This is a genomic window from Citrobacter sp. R4, from assembly GCF_026719175.1.
GTDB lineage: Bacteria > Pseudomonadota > Gammaproteobacteria > Enterobacterales > Enterobacteriaceae > Citrobacter_A > Citrobacter_A sedlakii.
Genome location: NZ_JAPPSU010000012.1, coordinates 1 through 20318, shown reverse-complemented (window position 1 = coordinate 20318; position 20318 = coordinate 1). Strand labels below are relative to the sequence as shown.

The 20318-nt window shown below is 54.6% G+C and carries 20 protein-coding genes and 1 pseudogene; 16 read left to right on the top strand and 5 right to left on the bottom strand.

Features of this window, described 5'->3' with window-relative positions; all coding sequences use genetic code 11:
• Positions 1–2: 2 nt before the first annotated feature.
• Complete coding sequence (gene uspC / locus OOJ60_RS19790) at positions 3–431, bottom strand: universal stress protein UspC (RefSeq protein WP_205613060.1); 429 nt, start codon at positions 429–431, stop codon at positions 3–5.
• A gap of 793 nt (positions 432–1224) precedes the next feature.
• On the opposite strand from uspC, the gene flhD reads away from it, so the two are divergent.
• The 6 genes from flhD to cheW all read left to right on the top strand — a co-directional run bounded on the left by flhD (position 1225) and on the right by cheW (position 6641).
• Positions 1225–1575 carry a flagellar transcriptional regulator FlhD gene (flhD, locus tag OOJ60_RS19785; protein ID WP_042283937.1) on the top strand — a complete coding sequence of 117 codons (351 nt, stop codon included), beginning with the start codon at positions 1225–1227 and terminating at the stop codon, positions 1573–1575.
• Positions 1576–1577: 2 nt separating this feature from the next.
• The gene (gene flhC / locus OOJ60_RS19780; protein ID WP_042283935.1) at positions 1578–2156 is read left to right on the top strand and encodes a flagellar transcriptional regulator FlhC; all 579 of its coding nucleotides are present in this window, start codon (positions 1578–1580) and stop codon (positions 2154–2156) included.
• Between the two features lie 127 nt (positions 2157–2283).
• Positions 2284–3171: a flagellar motor stator protein MotA gene (gene motA, locus OOJ60_RS19775; RefSeq protein WP_042283932.1), complete on the top strand. Its 888-nt coding sequence runs from the start codon at positions 2284–2286 to the stop codon at positions 3169–3171.
• Positions 3168–4097, top strand: coding sequence for a flagellar motor protein MotB (gene motB, locus OOJ60_RS19770; protein ID WP_042283929.1), 930 nt, complete (start codon positions 3168–3170; stop codon positions 4095–4097). Before motA ends, motB begins: the two co-directional genes overlap by 4 nt.
• 4 nt (positions 4098–4101) lie before the next feature.
• Positions 4102–6117 (top strand): chemotaxis protein CheA, encoded by a 2016-nt coding sequence (gene cheA, locus OOJ60_RS19765; RefSeq protein ID WP_205613059.1) that lies wholly within the window; start codon positions 4102–4104, stop codon positions 6115–6117.
• A 20-nt stretch (positions 6118–6137) separates the two neighbouring features.
• Positions 6138–6641, top strand: coding sequence for a chemotaxis protein CheW (gene cheW / locus OOJ60_RS19760; RefSeq protein WP_042283923.1), 504 nt, complete (start codon positions 6138–6140; stop codon positions 6639–6641).
• 68 nt (positions 6642–6709) lie between these two features.
• Here the strand turns inward: cheW and OOJ60_RS19755 are convergent, their stop codons facing one another.
• On the bottom strand, positions 6710–7978 hold the full coding sequence (locus OOJ60_RS19755) for a dicarboxylate/amino acid:cation symporter (protein ID WP_205613058.1): 1269 nt from the start codon (positions 7976–7978) through the stop codon (positions 6710–6712).
• A 423-nt stretch (positions 7979–8401) separates the two neighbouring features.
• Between OOJ60_RS19755 and OOJ60_RS19750 the strand changes: the two genes are divergently transcribed.
• The 10 genes from OOJ60_RS19750 to cheZ all read left to right on the top strand — a co-directional run bounded on the left by OOJ60_RS19750 (position 8402) and on the right by cheZ (position 18432).
• Positions 8402–8971 carry a Csu type fimbrial protein gene (locus OOJ60_RS19750; RefSeq protein WP_042283919.1) on the top strand — a complete coding sequence of 190 codons (570 nt, stop codon included), beginning with the start codon at positions 8402–8404 and terminating at the stop codon, positions 8969–8971.
• Between the two features lie 88 nt (positions 8972–9059).
• Positions 9060–9527: a Csu type fimbrial protein gene (locus OOJ60_RS19745; RefSeq protein WP_233470911.1), complete on the top strand. Its 468-nt coding sequence runs from the start codon at positions 9060–9062 to the stop codon at positions 9525–9527.
• A gap of 16 nt (positions 9528–9543) precedes the next feature.
• Entirely contained in the window at positions 9544–10299 is a 756-nt protein-coding gene (locus OOJ60_RS19740) for a fimbrial biogenesis chaperone (RefSeq protein WP_205613056.1), read from the top strand.
• Positions 10275–12665, top strand: a complete 2391-nt coding sequence (locus OOJ60_RS19735; RefSeq protein ID WP_205613055.1) for a fimbria/pilus outer membrane usher protein — start codon at positions 10275–10277, stop codon at positions 12663–12665. The genes OOJ60_RS19740 and OOJ60_RS19735 overlap by 25 nt, the downstream gene beginning before the upstream one ends.
• The gene (locus tag OOJ60_RS19730; protein ID WP_373322582.1) at positions 12662–13627 is read left to right on the top strand and encodes a Csu type fimbrial protein; all 966 of its coding nucleotides are present in this window, start codon (positions 12662–12664) and stop codon (positions 13625–13627) included. The genes OOJ60_RS19735 and OOJ60_RS19730 overlap by 4 nt, the downstream gene beginning before the upstream one ends.
• Before the next feature lie 81 nt (positions 13628–13708).
• A complete protein-coding gene (gene tar / locus OOJ60_RS19725) occupies positions 13709–15370 on the top strand; it encodes a methyl-accepting chemotaxis protein II (protein ID WP_042283908.1) in 1662 nt (553 codons plus the stop codon).
• Between the two features lie 87 nt (positions 15371–15457).
• A complete protein-coding gene (cheR, locus tag OOJ60_RS19720) occupies positions 15458–16324 on the top strand; it encodes a protein-glutamate O-methyltransferase CheR (protein ID WP_060571384.1) in 867 nt (288 codons plus the stop codon).
• On the top strand, positions 16321–17370 hold the full coding sequence (gene cheB / locus OOJ60_RS19715) for a protein-glutamate methylesterase/protein glutamine deamidase (RefSeq protein ID WP_042283903.1): 1050 nt from the start codon (positions 16321–16323) through the stop codon (positions 17368–17370). Before cheR ends, cheB begins: the two co-directional genes overlap by 4 nt.
• A gap of 17 nt (positions 17371–17387) precedes the next feature.
• On the top strand, positions 17388–17777 hold the full coding sequence (gene cheY / locus OOJ60_RS19710; RefSeq protein WP_042283900.1) for a chemotaxis response regulator CheY: 390 nt from the start codon (positions 17388–17390) through the stop codon (positions 17775–17777).
• 10 nt (positions 17778–17787) lie between these two features.
• Positions 17788–18432 carry a protein phosphatase CheZ gene (gene cheZ / locus OOJ60_RS19705; RefSeq protein WP_042283898.1) on the top strand — a complete coding sequence of 215 codons (645 nt, stop codon included), beginning with the start codon at positions 17788–17790 and terminating at the stop codon, positions 18430–18432.
• A gap of 41 nt (positions 18433–18473) precedes the next feature.
• Here the strand turns inward: cheZ and OOJ60_RS19700 are convergent, their stop codons facing one another.
• From OOJ60_RS19700 to OOJ60_RS19690, 3 genes and pseudogenes are all read right to left on the bottom strand, one after another.
• The gene (locus OOJ60_RS19700; protein ID WP_205613054.1) at positions 18474–18620 is read right to left on the bottom strand and encodes a hypothetical protein; all 147 of its coding nucleotides are present in this window, start codon (positions 18618–18620) and stop codon (positions 18474–18476) included.
• A 45-nt stretch (positions 18621–18665) separates the two neighbouring features.
• Positions 18666–19176 (bottom strand): annotated as a pseudogene (locus OOJ60_RS19695) (RHS repeat-associated core domain-containing protein); the annotation flags it as partial.
• Positions 19177–19737: 561 nt separating this feature from the next.
• A partial coding sequence (locus OOJ60_RS19690) for an RHS repeat-associated core domain-containing protein (protein ID WP_233470910.1) occupies positions 19738–20318 on the bottom strand: 581 nt, incomplete at its 5' end.

The following is a 20318-nucleotide window of genomic DNA, read 5'->3' as shown; positions in this document are numbered from 1 at the left end:
GGTTATTCGCCATCGAGCGGGACGAGCAGGATGTCCACCAGGCTTGAACTGACAACGCTTTTCGCCGAGCAGGACGCTCGCGAAAAGAAACTTTGATTATGATTGCCGCAAACCACCAGATCGACGTCGTGTTTGCGGCACACGTCCAGAATATGCTCGCTCAGTTCGCCGTATGTGATAAAAGTTTGGGCGATCGGGTAACCAGCATCTTTTCCTAATTTTTCCAGAAAATCATGGGTTTCTTCATGCATCACGGCGCGTAAATCTTCCAGCATCGGCGCAGCGAACTGATTATACAGTTCCGGATCGGAGGCAAGGGTGATAAGGCTGATACGCGCATTGACGGGTTGGGCAATCGAAACCGCTTTTGCCAGAAGCTGCTGGCTTTCCGGGGTGACCGCGACGGCAACCAGGATGTGACGGTAACTCATAACTCGCTCCTTATTGCAAGAATATGAGAGGGTTCTTCAGCATTACTCCGAAATGAGGACAACTGCAATGCTTTACGATGACAATAATGTGAAGGCAATCATAATTATTCATTAAGTTTTCTTATAAATATTCTGAAGGAATAACCAAAATTATGTCCGAAATGGGATGACTTAAATCAAATTTCGCGCGCATCAATTTTTCCTCTTAACAAATTTACGAAAGTTATTAATTTCTTTATAGGCATAAATAGCACGCATTGATAAAAATTAGAAAACAATTAACTCATTGTTTATAAACGATAAAAATATTCAACCCTTCATGGTGAAATTAATGGAAAACGAGTATTTTCTCACCGTTATTTTAACTTCTGTGTCGTAATATTTTTCTCTGTATCCGGCTCTTTTTTTAATGACCCTGGAAACAAAAAGGGGTTTTGCTGGCTAATTATTCATCAAAATAAAAGCTCAACTGATGGATTTATGTTATCGAATAAGTTAATTTATGTGATGTACATCACATATTTTCCAAATTCGTAGCGTGGCTTTGTTGTATGTCTTGGGAGTGACGAGTACAGTTGCGTCGATTTAGGAAAAATCTTAGGCATTTGTAAGAAATCATGTTCGTCTGTAAGCGCCTGACAAGGTTGTCATGACGTTCGCAGCGTGCATATTTCTGTCTGAGATCTGCTATGTATTTGACCTATTTGCTTTTATTTACCGGGATTTCCCGGCGACATCACGGGGTGCGGTTACGCCGCATAAAAAATAAAGTTGGTTATTCTGGATGGGAATAATGCATACATCCGAGTTGCTGAAACACATTTATGACATCAATTTGTCATATTTACTCCTTGCACAGCGTCTGATCGTTCAGGACAAAGCGTCCGCCATGTTTCGTCTCGGGATCACGGAAGAGATGGCGACCTCGCTGGGTGCCCTGACCTTGCCACAGATGGTCAAACTGGCGGAAACAAACCAACTGGTATGTCACTTCCGCTTCGACAATCATCAGACCATCACCCGGCTGACTCAGGACTCACGGGTAGACGATCTCCAGCAAATTCATACCGGTATCATGTTGTCCACGCGTCTGTTGAGTGATGTCGAACAGGCTGATGAAACCGCACGGAAAAAAAGGGCCTGACGATGAGTGAAAAAAGCATTGTTCAGGAAGCTCGCGATATCCAGTTAGCGATGGAATTGATCACACTGGGCGCCCGTTTGCAAATGCTGGAAAGCGAGACGCAGTTAAGTCGCGGCCGCCTCATCAAATTGTACAAAGAACTCCGCGGTAGCCCCCCACCTAAAGGCATGCTGCCGTTTTCTACTGACTGGTTTATGACCTGGGAGCAAAATATTCATGCTTCCATGTTCTGTAATGCCTGGCAGTTTTTACTCAAAACCGGTCTGTGCAGCGGTGTGGATGCGGTGATCAAGGCCTACCGGTTGTACCTCGAACAGTGTCCGCAAGGGGAAGACGGTCCGCTGTTGGCGCTGACCCGCGCCTGGACGCTGGTGCGTTTCGTTGAAAGCGGATTGCTGCAACTGTCGAGCTGTAGCTGTTGCGGCGGGAATTTTATTACCCATGCGCATCAGCCTGCCGGGAGTTTTGCCTGCAGTTTGTGCCAGCCGCCTTCCCGCGCGGTAAAAAGACGTAAACTTTCCCAGGATGCTGCCGATATTATTCCACAACTGCTGGATGAACAGGTCGAACAGGCTGTTTAACCGATACGGTGTGGACAAGACACTCCAGCAGCGGTAAGCGATTACCGCTGCTTTTTTTTGCCTCGCCGACGCGTTAACGCCCCCCGACTGCGCATCCTGTCATAGTCAACAGCGGAAGGATGATGTCGTGCTTATCTTATTAGGTTACCTGGTTGTTATCGGTACAGTTTTCGGCGGTTATATGATGACCGGCGGGCACCTTGGGGCACTCTATCAACCGGCTGAATTTGTGATCATCGGCGGCGCGGGCGTCGGGGCGTTTATTGTCGGCAACAACGGTAAAGCGATTAAGGGAACGCTGAAGGCGTTGCCGCTGCTGTTTCGCCGATCCAAATACACCAAAGCGATGTACATGGATCTGCTGGCGCTGCTCTACCGCCTGATGGCTAAGTCACGCCAGCAGGGGATGTTTTCCCTTGAGCGTGACATTGAGAACCCGAAAGAGAGTGAAATTTTTACCAGCTATCCGCGCATTCTTGCCGATGCGGTCATGCTGGATTTTATTGTCGATTACCTGCGTCTGATTATCAGCGGCAATATGAATACTTTCGAAATTGAAGCGCTGATGGACGAGGAGATCGAAACCCACGAAAGCGAAGCGGAAGTCCCGGCGAACAGCCTGGCGCTGATGGGCGATTCGCTACCGGCGTTTGGTATCGTCGCCGCGGTGATGGGGGTGGTTCACGCGCTGGCTTCCGCCGACAGGCCCGCTGCCGAACTGGGGGCGCTGATCGCCCACGCGATGGTCGGCACCTTCCTCGGTATTTTACTTGCCTATGGTTTCATCTCGCCGCTGGCCAGCGTGCTGCGTCAGAAAAGCGCCGAGACCACCAAGATGATGCAGTGCGTCAAGATTACGCTGCTTTCAAACCTGAATGGCTATGCCCCACCGATCGCCGTCGAATTTGGCCGCAAAACCCTCTATTCCAGCGAGCGCCCGTCATTCATTGAACTGGAAGAGCACGTGCGGGCGGTCAGAAACCCTAATCAGCAGACGACGACTGAGGACGCATGAAGAATCAGTCCCATCCTATCGTCGTCGTCAAACGACGCAAACATAAAGGGCACGGCGGCGGCGCTCACGGTTCGTGGAAGATTGCCTACGCTGATTTTATGACAGCCATGATGGCCTTTTTTCTGGTGATGTGGCTCATTTCCATCTCCAGCCCTAAAGAACTGATTCAAATTGCCGAATATTTCCGTACGCCGCTGGCGACGGCGATCACCGGCGGCAACCGGATCGCCAACAGCCAGAGCCCGATCCCCGGCGGTGGTGATGACTTCACCCAACAACAGGGAGAAGTGAATAAACAGCCTGACATCGAGGCATTACGGAAGCGGATGGAGCAAAACCGGTTGAGCAAACTGCGTGGCGACCTCGATCAGCTGATTGAATCCGACCCGAAACTGCGGGCGTTGCGTCCGCATCTGAAGATCGATCTGGTGCAGGAAGGGCTGCGTATTCAGATTATCGACAGTCAGAATCGCCCGATGTTTAAAACCGGCAGTGCCGAGGTCGAGCCGTATATGCGCGACATTCTGCGGGCGATCGCGCCCGTGCTGAACGGGATTCCAAACCGAATCAGCCTGTCCGGGCATACGGATGATTTTCCCTATGCCAACGGGGAGAAAGGCTACAGCAACTGGGAATTGTCCGCCGACCGCGCGAATGCGTCGCGGCGTGAACTGGTGCAGGGCGGTCTGGATGATGGAAAAGTGTTACGGGTGGTGGGGATGGCCGCCACGATGCGCCTGAGCGATCGCGGCCCCGATGACGCCATTAACCGCCGGATCAGCCTGCTGGTACTGAATAAACAGGCTGAACAGTCAATTTTGCATGAAAACGCTGAAAGCCAGAACGAGCCGGTAAGTGTATTACAACAGCCTGCGGCGGCACCGCAGGTAAGCGTTCCCACATCGCCACCAGCCAATCCGAGGTGATAGCGTGAGCATGGATATTAGCGATTTTTATCAGACCTTTTTTGATGAAGCTGACGAGTTGTTGGCTGACATGGAGCAACACCTGCTTGACCTTGCGCCCGATGCGCCGGACGCCGAGCAGTTGAATGCCATTTTCCGCGCCGCGCATTCCATTAAAGGCGGCGCCGGAACCTTCGGCTTCACCATTTTGCAGGAAACGACCCATCTGATGGAGAACCTGCTGGATGAAGCGCGCCGTGGTGAAATGCAGCTCAACACCGACATTATCAACCTGTTTTTGGAAACGAAAGATATTATGCAGGAACAGCTCGACGCCTATAAAAGCTCCCAGGAGCCGGATGCCGCTAGCTTCGAATATATCTGCAATGCATTGCGCCAGCTGGCGCTGGAAGCGAAGGGCGAAACCGCGCCTGCGGTGGTGGCAAACGCCCGGCTGAGCGTCGTGGACACAACGCCTGATGAGGGCGGCGCGCCGACAGTAGAAGAAAAATTGCGCATTAATTTGTCCCGCCTGAAAGCCAGTGAGATTGATCTGCTGGAGGAGGAACTGGGCAATTTGAGCACCTTAACCGACGTGGTGAAAGGCGCCGATTCGCTTGCCGCCACCCTGGACGGCGGTGTCGCCGAAGAGGATGTGGTGGCAGTGCTGTGCTTTGTGATCGAAGCCGATCAGATTTCCTTCGAAAAAGTCGTCGCGCCGAACGCCCCTGCGGTCGCGCCTGAGCCGCCCGCCGCCGTTGCGCAGCCTGTCGCTGCGGTCCCGGCCGTTAAATCGCCCGCTGCCGACGCGCATGCCGGACGTGCGGAGCGCGAAAAGCCCTCGCGCGCCAGCGAATCGACTAGCATTCGCGTGGCAGTGGAGAAGGTCGATCAGCTCATCAACCTGGTGGGTGAACTGGTGATCACCCAGTCGATGCTGGCCCAGCGTTCGAACGAACTTGACCCGGTTAATCATGGCGATCTCATCACCAGCATGGGGCAGTTACAACGTAACGCCCGCGATTTGCAGGAGTCGGTGATGTCGATTCGCATGATGCCGATGGAATACGTTTTCAGCCGCTTCCCGCGTCTGGTGCGGGATCTGGCGGGAAAGCTCGGCAAACAGGTGGAACTGACGCTGGTGGGCAGCTCCACCGAACTCGATAAGAGTCTGATTGAACGCATTATCGATCCGCTGACGCATCTGGTGCGCAACAGTCTCGACCACGGCATTGAGCTGCCGGAAAAACGCCTTGAGGCCGGTAAAAATGCGGTCGGAAATCTGATCCTGTCCGCAGAACATCAGGGCGGCAACATTTGCATTGAAGTGACCGACGACGGCGCGGGGTTAAACCGCGAGCGGATCCTCGCAAAAGCGATCGCCCAGGGGATGGCGGTAAACGAAAATATGACCGATGACGAAGTCGGTATGCTGATTTTTGCCCCTGGCTTCTCTACCGCCGAGCAGGTGACCGACGTTTCCGGTCGCGGCGTGGGCATGGATGTGGTGAAACGTAACATCCAGGAGATGGGCGGCCATGTGGAGATCCAGTCGAAACAGGGCGCCGGTACCACCATCCGTATTTTGCTGCCGCTGACGCTGGCGATTCTCGACGGCATGTCCGTTCGCGTCGCTGATGAAGTCTTTATTTTGCCGCTGAATGCGGTAATGGAATCGCTGCAACCGCGCGAGGACGATCTGCATCCGCTGGCCGGTGGCGAGCGCGTGCTGGAAGTGCGTGGAGAATACCTGCCGCTGGTGGAACTGTGGAAAGTCTTCGACGTTGAAGGGGCGAAAACGGAGGCCACCCAGGGCATTGTGGTGATCCTGCAAAGCGGCGGTCGCCGTTACGCGCTGCTGGTTGATCAACTGATTGGTCAGCACCAGGTGGTGGTAAAGAACCTGGAAAGCAACTATCGCAAAGTGCCGGGGATTTCCGCCGCGACGATCCTCGGCGATGGTAGCGTCGCGCTGATTGTGGATGTCTCTGCCCTGCAGAGTTTAAATCGCGAACAACGTATGGCGATCACCGCCGCCTGATTGAGTGAGAAAGGAAAAATATGACCGGTATGACTAATGTAACCAAACTGGCCGGCGAGCCGTCAGGTCAGGAGTTCCTGGTGTTTACGCTGGGAGACGAAGAATACGGTATTGATATTCTGAAAGTGCAGGAAATCCGCGGCTATGATCAGGTTACCCGGATAGCCAACACCCCTGCGTTTATCAAAGGAGTGACCAACCTGCGCGGTGTGATCGTGCCAATCGTCGATCTGCGCGTGAAGTTCTGCGAGGGTGACGTTGAGTACAACGATAACACGGTCGTGATCGTGCTTAACCTGGGGCAGCGCGTGGTCGGCATTGTCGTTGATGGCGTTTCCGACGTGCTGTCGCTGACCGCGGAACAGATTCGTCCTGCGCCGGAGTTCGCCGTCACCTTGTCAACGGAATACCTGACGGGACTGGGCGCGCTGGGCGAACGTATGCTGATTCTGGTGAATATTGAAAAACTGCTGAACAGTGACGAAATGGCGCTGCTGGATATTGCCGCCTCGCATATGGCGTAAGGGGCGCAGGCCCGGCGGCGATGCCGCTTCCGGGCCTGCGTATCAACGGTATCCGTCAGCATAAACCGTTATGCGTTAACTTCCTGCTCTGCCACTTCTTTTTCGCTTTCCGTCAGTAATCCTTCATCCTGCGCCAGCATCGCGGTGGCAATGCCGTTACCTAACACATTGATGGCGGAACGCCCCATGTCGAGGAAATGGTCGATACCCATCAGTAACAAAATGCCCGCCACCGGGATATTGAAGCTCGGAATGGTTGCCGCCAGCACTACCAGCGCCGAACGCGGAACGCCGGCAATCCCTTTTGAGGCCAGCATCAGGGTCAGCATCAGCACGCTGATCTCAGCCAACGACAGGTGAATATTGTACGCCTGGGCGATAAACATCGACGCAAACGAGCAGTACACCATCGAACCGACCAGATTAAAGGAATACCCGATCGGCAAAACGAAAGAAACAATATTGCGCGAGCAGCCGAATTTGGTCAGCAACTCCAGGGTTTTCGGGTAAGCGGCTTCAGAACTGCTGGTGGTAAAGGCGACCAGCACAGGTTCCTTCAGCAGACTGACCAGCCGGAATACCTCTTTTTTCAGCACCAGATAACCCGCGGCCAACAGCACCAGGCAGGTCATCAGAATGGCGACGTAATAGCCGCCGATAAACGAGGCGTAGTTGAGTAAAATCCCCACTCCTTCGGTGGCGATCACCGAAGAAATCGCGGCAAATATCGCCAGTGGAGCCACATACATCACGTAGCCCGTCACCTTCAGCATAATATGCGAAACCACATCCAGCGCGGCAACCAGTGGGGCGTTGAATTTCTCGCCCAGCGACGCGCCGCCGATACCAAAGAACATTGAGAACACCACGATCTGCAAAATTTCATTATTCGCCATCGCTTCGGCAATGCTGGTGGGGATCGTATGTGACAGAAAGCCTTTCAGGCTCATACCGCCCACCGCCAGACCGGTTTCCACCGCGTCTTTGGGAATGGTCAGGTTCAGGCCGCTGCCGGGCTGTTCAAGGGTAACAATAAACAGCCCTACCAGAATCGACAGTATCGAGGAGCTGATAAACCAGATCATCGCCTTACCGCCCACGCGCCCGATGGTGGCGGTCTCGCCCAGACGCATAATGCCAACGGTCAGCGTACTGAAGACTAACGGCGCAATGACCATTTTTATCAGGCGCAAAAAGATATCGGTAAGAAGGGTGATGTTCTCTGCCCAGGCGGTAATCACGCTTTCGGATGTCCAGGAATGAATAACCGCGCCTGACACAATGCCTGCCAGCATGAAAATCACGATGAATATCGTGAGTTTATTTGCATTTGCCACTGAAAATCCCTCGGGCTGAATTTAACAATTTGTTATCAGCTATATATTTGTTTTGTGAATTTATTGGTGAAGATTTATTTACTACCTAAATTGGCGTATTCCCGCCCGGCTTACAACTATTTTTTATTAATTACGCATTTTGTTGTGTTCTTCGAAGGGCGTTTTCGTGATCTGGATCGCATAAGAATGAATATATCCTTCGACGGAGCAGGGTAAATGAGATGTAATGAAAGTTAATGGACTGATATATATGCTGTTTTTACGTCAATCACCCCTCTGTATGAACAAGCGTAACGCCAGTGGTTGTTTTCCGCGCCGTAAACTAAATTTCTGATTATCGGTTTGTTTTCTGAACGTGTGCGAACTTTCTCGCTACGTCGGTGCTGGCTTTCGTCAACGTGACGGTATTTCGGAGGTGGAGTCATGAACACATTTTCTCGGTTCCTGGGTATAGCTGGCATTTTTCTTGTTCCCTTGCCTTCGACGATGGCGGTAACCAGCAGCGGCACGGTCGGGGTGTCACTGACGTTAACCAATGGCTGCCTGATAAACGGCTCGCCCAGTCAGAACGGTATCAACTTTGGTACGTTGAATTTCGGGACGCATCCCGCCACCTTTTCTGAACTGACCACCCAGCTCACCGGCGCCGCAGGGGGCAACAGTTTTGGTATCCAGTGCACCACCACCGACTACACCGTACAGATTACCGGTAATACCAACTCTTCCGCGCCGGGCTCGGTGGTCGGTACGCCGGGAACGCCAGCCCGTTATCTGGTGAACGCCGCGAATACCACTCAGGGCGTGGCGTACAGCCTCTACAGCGACAGCGGCTTCAATAACGTGATCGCTAACAATACTCCTATTCCTAAAGTCTCCACTACAGCCGGGGTCGATAACTATACGATCTTCGGTCGGATCCAGGGCGGCGGTAACAGCGTGACCGTGGTTCCCGGTACGTACACGGACACCATCAACGTCAGCGTTATTTACTGATACGTCTCTTTAAATGAGAACACGGTTCAGGCGCTTCCTGTGGGGAGGCGGGGGAAAGCGACGTCTTTTTTTGACGGTTCTCGCGCTGATGGCTTTCCCGGCCTATGCCATTACCACGCAATCCTTTCAGGTGAATGCCACCATCGTGCCGGGCTGTTCGGTTACCACGGGGAGCGGAGCGGCGATGGGGAATCTGAACTTTGGCAGCTACAGCGGCGTGGAGAACCGTCAGGTGAACGCCCAGTTTGTGCCAAACGCCGCGCTGGCGCTGGCCTGTACGCCAGGCGTGGCGTTGAGCATGACGGTGGATGGCGGACGCTATTACGGTACGGTGCGTCATATGCAGCGTGACGGCGGGACGCAGCGCGTGGGGTACCGTTTGTACCGTACCGCCTCGCTGGCGGCGAACAGTGAGATTGGCGTCAACCAGCCGGTCTCTGTCACCTATACCAACAGTAACAATATTGCGCTACCGCTGTTTGGCGTCGCGTTTTTAACGGGTTTTAGCCCGGCAGGTAATTATTCAGATCAGCTTACGGTGACCTTGTCATGGTAGCGAAGGGAGAAGTGAAATGAAGGTGCGAGAATCGTTCGGACTGTTGTCGGTACTCACGGCAGCACTGGTCTCACCCGGGGCCAACAGCGCTGCCACAATACTGCTGTGGCCCATCGATCCCTGGCTGGCGGCGGAGAATAATGCCACCGAACTGTGGATCCAGAATCAGGGCGACACGCCCACGACGATGCAGGTACGCATTGTGCGCTGGCAGCAGGAAAATGGATATGAACGCTATAAGGCGCAGCAGGAGGTGGTCGCCAGCCCGCCGATTGTCCGTATCGAAAAAGGCAGTAAGCAGCTCATTCGACTGATTAAACAGACGACCGTTCCTGCCGGTGTGGAGCAGGCTTACCGGATCATCGTGGACGAGATCCCCCAGCCGGAGCCCGTCAGTACACCCCAGATGGGACTGAAGGTGCAGATGCGCTATTCGCTACCGCTGTTTGTTTACGGACAGGGGGTGCAGACCTGGGCGCAAGGGGAACATCACGCGCAGGTGAAGCCTTCGCAACTGCACTGGCGGGTGGTGCGCAGCGAAGGGCAACCACAGCTGGAAGTGCGCAATGACAGTGACGTGCATGTCCGGCTGAGCAAAGTGTCACTGCAACAGGGCGGGTCTCAACACACGATGGCCGAGGGGCTGCTCGGGTATGTGTTGCCGGGGAGTTTCCGCCGCTGGCCGTTACCCACTGGCGCAACCCGTCCGGACCGATTAACCGCGGCAATCAACGCGCAGGACGGCAAATGGTTGTCTGGTCCCGCCAACTGAGCGGCTTGTTTGTGACGGTCATACTGACCACCAGCGGGCTTTGCCGCGCCGGGAGCGGCGATGATGTATTGCCGCCGCCACCGGATGCGCGCGCGCTCGATCGGCAGGCGGTTTTTCATCTGGCGCTGGTTGTTAACCATTACGAGACGCAAAAGGTGGTGGCGGTAACCCGGCGCGGCGGCGACTTCTTTGTCGCCAGCGCCGATCTGCAACAGGCTGGCCTGCCTGTCGAACAGCTGGCGGCGGGGGAGGTGAATCTCTCCCGGATGACGCAGGTGAAAGTGGATTACGACAGCAGCGGTCAGCGACTGCTGCTCAGCGTGCCGCGAGAATGGTTACCGGTACGCAGCACGCCGTTTGGCGGTGAATCCCCGACGTCTGTGGCGAGAAACGGCAGCGGGGCGTTGCTGAATTACGACGTTTACGCCAGCAGTACCCAGGATGGCGACAGCCAGGCCTCCGTCTGGCATGAGCTGCGCTTTTTTAACGATGCGGGTTCGCTCTCTTCCACCGGGTACGTGCGACAAAATCTGGCGGGGGACGATGACTGGCAGGATGGCTATGTGCGTTACGATACGGTTTTTACCGCAACCCATGAGGAAAATGCGACCCAGTGGCAGGTTGGGGATGTGATTACTGACGCCCTGAGCTGGAGCAACAGCGTCCGCGTCGGCGGGATCTCCTGGGGACGCGACTTCTCGCTGCGTCCGGATCTGGTGACCTGGCCGCTGCCGGCATTCTCCGGTGAAGCCGCGGTGCCGACCGCTGTGGATCTGTTCATCAACGGTTATCGCGCGGGGTCGACGGAGCTGCAGCCCGGGCCGTTTACGCTGACGAACCTTCCTTATGTAAACGGTGCGGGAGACGCGGTGCTGGTCACCCGTGACGCGCTTGGCAGACAGGTCAGCACCACCTTACCGTTTTATGTCGCCAGCAATTTGTTGAAATCGGGCGTCAGCGACGGCGCCGTTACGCTCGGCAGCCTGCGGCGCAACTACGGTATTGATAATTTTGATTACGGCCCGGCGGTGGGCAGCGCGAGCTATCGCTATGGCGTCAATGACGCTCTGACGCTCGAAGGTCATGGCGAAGGCGCCGAAGAACTGGCGCTGGGCGGTGTGGGCGCACTGGTGAAAGTGGGCCGCTTTGGCGTTGTGAACGGCGCATGGACGGAAAGCAGAATGCGCGGTCACCACGGTAATCAGCTTAACTGGGGGTATCAGTACAGTACCGCAGCCTTTAGTGTCGCCACGCAACATTCCCGCCGCGAGCGCGGTTTCGGCAACCTGGCGTTATATGACCAGACCGCGCTGGTGGATGACGACAACCGCCCGCTGGCCTCTTTAAGTCAGCGCAGCGATCAGTATTCGTTAACCGTTAATATGGGAACCTTCGGCAATATTGGCGCGGCGTGGATTGGCATCCGCAGCTTCGACGCGCAAAAAACGGAGCTGCTCAATCTCTCCTGGAGCCGCAATTTATGGGGAAGCAGCAGTATCTATCTGGCTGCCAGTCGTGACAATCAGCAGGGTGACTGGACGCTGGCAATGTCGGTGCAAATTCCACTGGGCGATCGCGACAGCGTGGCGCTGAGCGACGAGAAAACGCCGGATGCCGGGCAGACGCAGCGAATCAACTATAACCACTCGATGCCGACGGACGGCGGGTTCAGCTGGAATCTGGCGTGGGCGCGACAGACCCAGGCGCGAAACTACCAGCAGGCGACGCTGGGCTGGCGCAATAATAACGTTGAATTACAGGGGGGCGCATACGGCGAAAGCAACGCCATGACCTGGTGGGGAGAGGCGATGGGATCGCTGGTGTTGATGGAAAATCAGCTGTTCGCCGCCAATAAAATCAACGATGCATTTGTGGTGGTCAGTACTGACGGTCAGCCTGAAGTGCCGGTGAACTATGAGAATCAACCGGTCGGCAAAACCAATGAGAAAGGCTTTTTGCTGATAAGCGGCGTATCCGCTTATTATCCTGCGAGCTACAGCATTAATACCCTCAACCTGCCCGCGGATACCCGCCTGAAGGAGACCGAGCGCAAAGTCGCGCTGCGTCGTCAGAGCGGTTATCTGGTCGATTTCCCAATGGAACAGGAGCGGGTGGCCAGCGTGATTTTGCACGACGCAGAGGGGCAACCGCTGCCGCTGGCAAGCCAGGTGCTGCGCGACAACAGTGCGCCTGCGGTGGTGGGATATGAGGGGATCGTCTGGCTGGAAAATCTTGCCGAGGTGAACCGACTCCGGGCGATAACCCCGGACGGAGAGCATTGCACGGCCACATTCACTCTTGCGCCCAATCCCGGGCATAAGCTGCAAACCTACGGGCCGCTGATCTGCCGTAAGGGGGCGCCATGATGGGACGGGCGTTGTGGGGGATCGTGTTTCTGCTGGTTACGCCGGGGGCCTGGGCCGCCTGTGCCGTCACCACCACCAGCGGCGCGTTTGGCAGCGTGTCATCTTTTACCGTGAACAGCAGCGAGCAGGCCACCAGCGCTAATCTCGTGGTCCAGTGCGACGTGGTGTTGGGATTGTTGAACAACGATACCATCACTTTGACCTATACTGGCGCGACGCTTTCGGTCAGCAACAGAGCGGCTCTCAGGCGAAGCGATAACGCAGCGGTGACGGATGCCATTCCGGTACGCATGTGCGCGCAGTCCGGTTGCGCCAGCAACAGTGAGATCCCGATTGGCGGCAGCTACACCTGGAGCGGCAGTTCATTGCTGGCGCTGTTAGGCTCTTCACGCTTTACCCTGCCGCTTTACTTCCGCACCCTTACGGGCCAGAACGTTAGCGCCGGGCCGTATCAGGTGACGCTTAACTTCAGCGTCTATTTTAATGTCTGCCAGGTGGGGGCGCTTGGCTTATGCGTTACCGCGCAAACCGGCACGGTGGCGGCTAACCTGCAGGTAAACCTGACCGTCACCAATGACTGTATTACCCTTACTGCGCCGAACGTGAACTTTGGCAGCGCGCCGCTGGTGAACAATTTTCCCGCCGTCTCGCAGGCGGTGGCGATCACCTGTACCAAAGGCAGCGCCTACACGGTAGGCATCAATAATGGCAGCTATGCCAACGGCAATGTACGCAACATGGCAAGCGGTAATAACCGTCTGAGCTATGAAATTTATAAGGCAGGCACCACCAGCCGCTGGGGAAGCGTCGGCGGCGATCGCTGGGCCAGCAGCGCGTCGTCTTCTCTTAGCAGCGACGGCCTGCTGCGCACCTACAACTATACCGCCAGAGTGTTAACCACGCAGACCACACCGCCCGCCGGGACCTACACCGACACGGTGGTTGTTGATATCGCCTTCTGATCTGTTTTTCCCTTTCGCAAACGTAAAGTTCTCAACCGGGTTGCCGATAACGTTGATAACTCGTTTTAAGGAAGGTGCCTTATGTTTAACCGTATCCGCGTTGTCACAATGCTGATGATGGTGCTTGGGGTTTTCGCACTGCTACAGCTTGTATCCGGGGGGCTGCTGTTTTCATCTTTACAGCAGAACCAGACCAGTTTTGTTATCTCAAACGATCTGCGCCAGCAGCAAAGCGAACTGACCTCAACATGGGATCTGATGCTGCAAACGCGTATTAACCTTAGCCGCTCTTCCGCCCGCATGATGATGGATGCGGCGAACCAGCAAAGCAGCGCCAAAACCGAATTGCTGAAGAATGCGAAAAATACCCTCGCGCAGGCTGCGGTGCACTATAAGGCATTTAAAGCGATCAGTCCGCTGCCTGACATGGAAGAAGCCAGTCTTGAGGTGGAGGCGAAGTACCAGGCCTACTTTGCGGCGTTAACCGAACTGGTGCAGTTTCTGGAAAGTGGCAACATGGACGCCTACTTTGCCCAGCCGACTCAGGGAATGCAAAACGCGCTCGGCGAAGCGCTGGGCAAGTATGCCAGCGTCAGCGAAAAACTTTACCGCCAGGCCTTTGACGAAAGCGCCCGCGATTATCAGTTTGCCCAGTGGCAGCTTGCCATTCTCGCGGTCGTGCTGGCGCTGATTCTGGTGGTGGTGTGGTACGGCATCCGTCACACCTTGTTGAATCCGCTGGGGCGCGTCATTGCGCATATCCGTGATATCGCCAGCGGCAATTTAACCACTACCCTGACCGTGGCCGGACGCAATGAGATTGGCGAACTGGCCGACAGCGTCGATCACATGCAGCGTTCGCTGGTTGAAACCGTCACGCAGGTGCGGGAAGGGTCCGACGCCATCTATGCTGGCACCAGCGAGATTGCCACTGGCAATACCGACCTCTCTTCGCGAACCGAACAGCAGGCTTCGGCGCTGGAAGAGACCGCCGCCAGCATGGAACAACTGACCGCCACCGTGAAACAGAACGCCGACAACGCCCGCCAGGCGTCTCAACTGGCGCAGAGCGCCTCGGAAACGGCGCAGCACGGCGGCAAAGTGGTGGATAACGTCGTTAAAACGATGCACGACATTGCCGACAGTTCGAAGAAAATCGCCGACATCATTAGCGTGATCGACGGCATTGCGTTCCAGACCAATATCCTGGCGCTGAACGCGGCGGTTGAAGCGGCGCGCGCCGGTGAACAAGGCCGTGGTTTTGCCGTGGTTGCCGGAGAGGTGCGTAATCTCGCCAGCCGCAGCGCGCAGGCGGCAAAAGAAATCAAAGCGCTGATCGAAGATTCAGTGGCGCGCGTGGATACCGGCTCGGTGCTCGTTGAAAGCGCGGGTGACACGATGAATGACATTGTTAACGCGGTGACCCGGGTGACTGACATCATGGGGGAAATCGCCTCGGCGTCCGACGAGCAAAGCCGCGGTATCGATCAGGTGGCGCTGGCGGTGTCGGAAATGGATCGTGTGACGCAGCAAAACGCCGCACTGGTGCAGGAGTCCGCCGCTGCCGCCGCCGCGCTGGAAGACCAGGCCAGTCGCTTAACCAGAGCGGTGTCGGCGTTTCGTCTCGCCGCTCGCCCTTATACCACGCAAAAAACAGAAGAACGCGCCTCTGCGCCGTCGCCTCGCGAGCCGCAGAAGGCATCACCCGGCGCTGAACCCGACACCCACTGGGAAACATTTTGACGGCAAATAAACACGTTGTAACACACCAAGAATCGGCGCCGCAGCAGGCGGCGCCCGTTGTATCCTGAATGTGATTGAGAAGGCGCTATGACATCATCTCTGCCCAACGGGCAAACGTCATTATTGTTACAGATGACACAGCGCCTCGCGCTGTCCGACGCGCACTTTCGTCGGATATGTCAGTTAATCTATCAGCGCGCGGGGATCGTGCTGGCGGACCATAAGCGGGATATGGTTTATAACCGCCTGGTTCGCCGTCTGCGTACGCTGGGGCTGGATGATTTTGGTCGCTATCTCAGCATGCTGGAAGCGAATCAAAACAGCGCGGAATGGCAGGCTTTTATCAACTCGTTGACCACCAACCTGACCGCCTTTTTTCGCGAAGGTCATCACTTTCCGGTATTGGCTGAGCACGCCCGCCGTCGCAATGGCGAATACCGGGTGTGGAGCGCGGCGGCGTCAACCGGTGAAGAACCTTACAGTATCGCCATTACGCTGGCCGATACGTTAGGCACAGCGCCAGGGCGCTGGCGGGTCTTTGCCAGTGATATCGACACCGAAGTGCTGGAAAAAGCCCGCAGCGGCATCTATCGGCTTGATGAGTTAAAAACCCTGTCGCCACAGCAACTGCAGCGCTACTTCATGCGCGGCACCGGCCCCCATGAAGGGTTGGTACGCGTGCGCCAGGAGCTGGCAAGTCACGTGGAGTTCGCCGGGATAAACCTGCTTGACAAACAGTACAACGTACCGGGGCCGTTTGATGCGATTTTCTGCCGCAATGTGATGATCTATTTCGATAAAACGACGCAGCAGGACATTCTGCGCCGTTTTGTTCCCCTCCTTAAGCCTGACGGCCTGCTGTTCGCCGGGCATTCAGAGAACTTTAGCAACCTCGTGCGCGACTTTAGCCTGCGCGGACAGACGGTGTATGCGCTGAGTAAGGATAAAGCATGAGTAAAATCAGGGTGTTATCGGTTGATGATTCCGCGCTAATGCGCCAAATCATGACTGAAATTATCAACAGCCATAGCGATATGGAGATGGTGGCAACCGCACCCGATCCGCTCGTTGCCCGTGATTTAATCAAAAAATACAACCCGGACGTTTTGACGCTGGACGTCGAAATGCCGCGGATGGACGGCCTCGATTTTCTTGAAAAATTGATGCGCTTGCGTCCGATGCCGGTGGTGATGGTGTCATCGCTGACGGGGAAAGGCTCCGAAGTGACGTTGCGCGCGCTGGAGCTGGGGGCCATTGATTTTGTCACCAAGCCCCAGTTAGGGATCCGCGAAGGGATGCTGGCCTACAGCGAGATGATTGCCGAAAAAGTGCGCACCGCGTCGCGCGCGCGGTTGGGCGCGCATAAGCCACTGGCCGCGCCAGCGACCCTGAAAGCCGGGCCGTTGCTCAGTTCAGAAAAGCTGATCGCCATTGGCGCGTCGACGGGCGGCACCGAAGCGATTCGTCACGTGTTGCAGCCGCTGCCGCTTTCCTGCCCGGCGGTGATTATTACGCAGCATATGCCGCCGGGTTTTACCCGTTCGTTTGCCGAGCGTCTGAACAAACTGTGTCAGATCAGCGTGAAAGAAGCGGAGGACGGCGAGCGCGTGCTGCCAGGACATGCCTACATCGCGCCCGGCGATAAGCACATGGAGCTGGCGCGCAGCGGGGCAAACTATCAAATCAAAATTCATGACGGGCCGCCGGTTAACCGGCACCGGCCGTCTGTGGATGTGCTGTTTCATTCGGTGGCGAAACACGCGGGGCGCAACGCCGTGGGGGTGATCCTGACGGGGATGGGCAACGACGGGGCCGCCGGAATGCTGGCGATGCACCAGGCGGGCGCCTGGACGATTGCGCAGAATGAAGCAAGTTGTGTGGTGTTCGGCATGCCGCGCGAGGCCATCAATATGGGTGGCGTGAGCGAAGTGGTCGATCTCAGCCAGGTAAGCCAGCAGATGCTGGCGAAAATCAGTGCCGGACAGGCAATACGTATTTGACTCAGGAGTAATTTTTTATGGCGGACAAAGAGCTTAAGTTTCTGGTTGTGGATGACTTTTCCACCATGCGTCGCATCGTGCGTAACCTGCTTAAGGAACTGGGATTTAACAACGTCGAAGAGGCCGAAGACGGCGTGGACGCATTGAATAAGCTGCAGATGGGTGGCTTTGGTTTTGTCATCTCTGACTGGAACATGCCGAATATGGACGGTCTGGAACTGTTGAAAACCATTCGTGCAGACGGCGGCATGTCTTCATTGCCGGTACTGATGGTGACGGCGGAAGCGAAGAAAGAGAACATTATCGCCGCGGCGCAGGCCGGTGCCAGCGGTTACGTGGTGAAGCCGTTTACCGCCGCGACATTGGAAGAGAAACTCAACAAAATCTTTGAGAAACTGGGCATGTAAGGGGCGGACAATGATGCAACCAACCATGAAACCCGTAGATGAACACTCTGCCGGGGATATTATTGCGCGCATTGGCAGCCTGACCCGTATGCTGCGCGACAGCCTGCGGGAGCTGGGTCTGGACCAGGCCATCGCCGAAGCGGCAGAAGCCATTCCGGACGCCCGCGACCGTCTGGACTATGTGGTGCAGATGACCGCCCAGGCCGCCGAGCGCGCGCTGAACAGCGTCGAAGCTTCACAGCCGCACCAGGACGAAATGGAGAAAGGGGCGAAAGCGTTAAGCAAGCGCTGGGACGCGTGGTTTGAAAACCCGATCGAGCTGGCAGACGCCCGTGAACTGGTGACCGACACGCGCAAATACCTGAGCGATGTGCCGGAACACACCAGCTTCACTAACGCGCAGTTGCTCGACATTATGATGGCGCAAGATTTCCAGGATCTGACCGGTCAGGTGATCAAGCGCATGATGGATGTCATCCAGGAAATTGAACGTCAACTGTTGATGGTGCTGCTGGAGAATATTCCGGAGCAGGGCGCGCGACCGAAGCGTGAAAACGACAGTCTGCTCAACGGTCCGCAGGTGGATACGACCCGGGCGGGCGTGGTCGCCAGCCAGGATCAAGTAGACGACCTGCTGGACAGCCTCGGTTTTTAACCTGGCCGCCCGATGGCGTCACGCCATCGGGCTGATAGGCGCTATCCGGCACTATCTATAAATAATATCTGTATTGCCTGTTTTGCCTTTATGCTGTTCCAAATGTTTTTTATCAAAGCATCATCTTCTGGTGTGGTTTTAAATGATTCAGCTACTTTTATAGCACTATCATTGTCTACATATACCATCCCATCTCCAGCGTTCCCTACATCAGGGGTTCCAGACACATTTCCCTATATATCAGGATTAGCAGTGTAGTCCCCGAAGCTTATACCATAAGTTCCTGTGCCCTCATCTACTTCAACTTTTCTATGCCAACCACCTACAGCATCGATATTTACCAACCTTACATCAAGCCCTGACGGATCAATATATTCAACTGGATTTAGGGGATATTTATAAAGATTCCATCCCCCGCCAGCCCAATCGGGTCTTGAGTAATATACCGTCCCTGCACCGGGTCGTAATACCGGTGACGGTTATAGTACAGCCCCGTCTCTTCATCATACTGCTGACCCGGCAGGCGGATGAGTTGTTTCAGATTATGAGGATTATTTTCGCTGAGCACATTCCCTCACGCATTATATTCCGCTGACCAGTCCGTTTCCCCTCCGCGTTGACCAGCGCCAGCGGCAGGCCCCGGTAGTCGCAGTAGTACAGGTGGATTTTTCTCTCCGGTCCATATTCCGGCTCCATCTGGTTTTGTATCTGCTCTGGCGTTAACCCGCACTGCGCCAGCCACGCCTGCTTTGCTGAGCTCCCCGCGCGTAAGCTTTGCTTTCATATTATCCATCCGCAGTAACAGTTCAGTTAGGAAGGTAAGGTTTCAAGCCTCCACAATTCTACTGTATGATAGCACGTTATATGTTTGGCCTATTTTTTATGGTTTTTTTATAAAACACCGGGATTACAATGAACCATTGAATGTAACCAATAAAAAATAAAATAAACCACTCCATTATTAAATAAAAGCGATTAATCTCAAAGCCCGAAAAATTGTTATCAAACATTAACGCAGTTAAGTAAATAACACCAGCAATTCCTCCAGACACTATAAATCCTGATGGGAAAGTCAATAGAAACATAGAATAAGAAAGAAAAATCTCTACATCACTATTCACTGTATGGTCATAAAAATAAAGACTAATAATCAACACAATGAAAGAGGTACTTACCCAACAAAATTTCAGAATAAACATTTTATTAAATTACCCTAGTCTATTGAACCACCCCATAGGTAGGTTATATGGTCTACTACAAGATGTTTTACAACTCTCAAGTACATCATCTGACCAATCTTGACAATCAGTACCAAAAGGTATCTGATACCAAGGTCTTTTTTTTGTTTTTAACTCTGTTTTTAACACATTCATCGACACAATCTCGATCATCAACTTTTTTGCAGGCACCATTCCCATCACTTGGCCATGTGTCATTAGTGGCCTTACCTTTACTACCTGGTAAAACCGCAGCTCCTGATCTATCCTGTCCGCCGCATGTATAAGCTCCCTGACCATCGTCAACACATAGATATTGATGGTAGAATGGGTTTCCCCAAATATCAGGACCACTACGAGTTCCGGATCCTCCTGGTGTATGAAGTGGTATGGTACACATATACGTATCCAACCCTAATGGATCTATATATTCAATCGGATTCAATGGATACTGATATAAATTCCACCCGCCCCGTAATCCAATCGGGTCCTGCGTGATATACCGTCCCTGTAACGGGTCGTAATACCGGTGACGGTTATAATACAGCCCCGTCTCTTCATCATACTGCTGACCCGGCAGGCGGATGAGCTGTGCCAGTTTGTGCGGGTTTGTCTCACGCAGTACATTACCCCAGGCATCATATTCTGCCGACCAGTCCGCTTTCCCCT

Excerpts from the sequence above, each read along its gene's own strand:
- OOJ60_RS19740 (WP_205613056.1), top strand. The coding sequence starts at position 9,544 with ATGAAGGTGCGAGAATCGTTCGGACTGTTGTCGGTACTCACGGCAGCA.
- flhC (WP_042283935.1), top strand. The coding sequence starts at position 1,578 with ATGAGTGAAAAAAGCATTGTTCAGGAAGCTCGCGATATCCAGTTAGCG.
- OOJ60_RS19700 (WP_205613054.1), bottom strand. The coding sequence starts at position 18,620 with ATGGTATATGTAGACAATGATAGTGCTATAAAAGTAGCTGAATCATTT.
- cheZ (WP_042283898.1), top strand. The coding sequence starts at position 17,788 with ATGATGCAACCAACCATGAAACCCGTAGATGAACACTCTGCCGGGGAT.
- flhD (WP_042283937.1), top strand. The coding sequence starts at position 1,225 with ATGCATACATCCGAGTTGCTGAAACACATTTATGACATCAATTTGTCA.
- OOJ60_RS19730 (WP_373322582.1), top strand. The coding sequence starts at position 12,662 with ATGATGGGACGGGCGTTGTGGGGGATCGTGTTTCTGCTGGTTACGCCG.
- cheW (WP_042283923.1), top strand. The coding sequence starts at position 6,138 with ATGACCGGTATGACTAATGTAACCAAACTGGCCGGCGAGCCGTCAGGT.
- uspC (WP_205613060.1), bottom strand. The coding sequence starts at position 431 with ATGAGTTACCGTCACATCCTGGTTGCCGTCGCGGTCACCCCGGAAAGC.
- cheB (WP_042283903.1), top strand. The coding sequence starts at position 16,321 with ATGAGTAAAATCAGGGTGTTATCGGTTGATGATTCCGCGCTAATGCGC.
- OOJ60_RS19735 (WP_205613055.1), top strand. The coding sequence starts at position 10,275 with ATGGTTGTCTGGTCCCGCCAACTGAGCGGCTTGTTTGTGACGGTCATA.
- tar (WP_042283908.1), top strand. The coding sequence starts at position 13,709 with ATGTTTAACCGTATCCGCGTTGTCACAATGCTGATGATGGTGCTTGGG.
- cheY (WP_042283900.1), top strand. The coding sequence starts at position 17,388 with ATGGCGGACAAAGAGCTTAAGTTTCTGGTTGTGGATGACTTTTCCACC.
- OOJ60_RS19745 (WP_233470911.1), top strand. The coding sequence starts at position 9,060 with ATGGCTTTCCCGGCCTATGCCATTACCACGCAATCCTTTCAGGTGAAT.
- OOJ60_RS19750 (WP_042283919.1), top strand. The coding sequence starts at position 8,402 with ATGAACACATTTTCTCGGTTCCTGGGTATAGCTGGCATTTTTCTTGTT.
- motB (WP_042283929.1), top strand. The coding sequence starts at position 3,168 with ATGAAGAATCAGTCCCATCCTATCGTCGTCGTCAAACGACGCAAACAT.
- cheR (WP_060571384.1), top strand. The coding sequence starts at position 15,458 with ATGACATCATCTCTGCCCAACGGGCAAACGTCATTATTGTTACAGATG.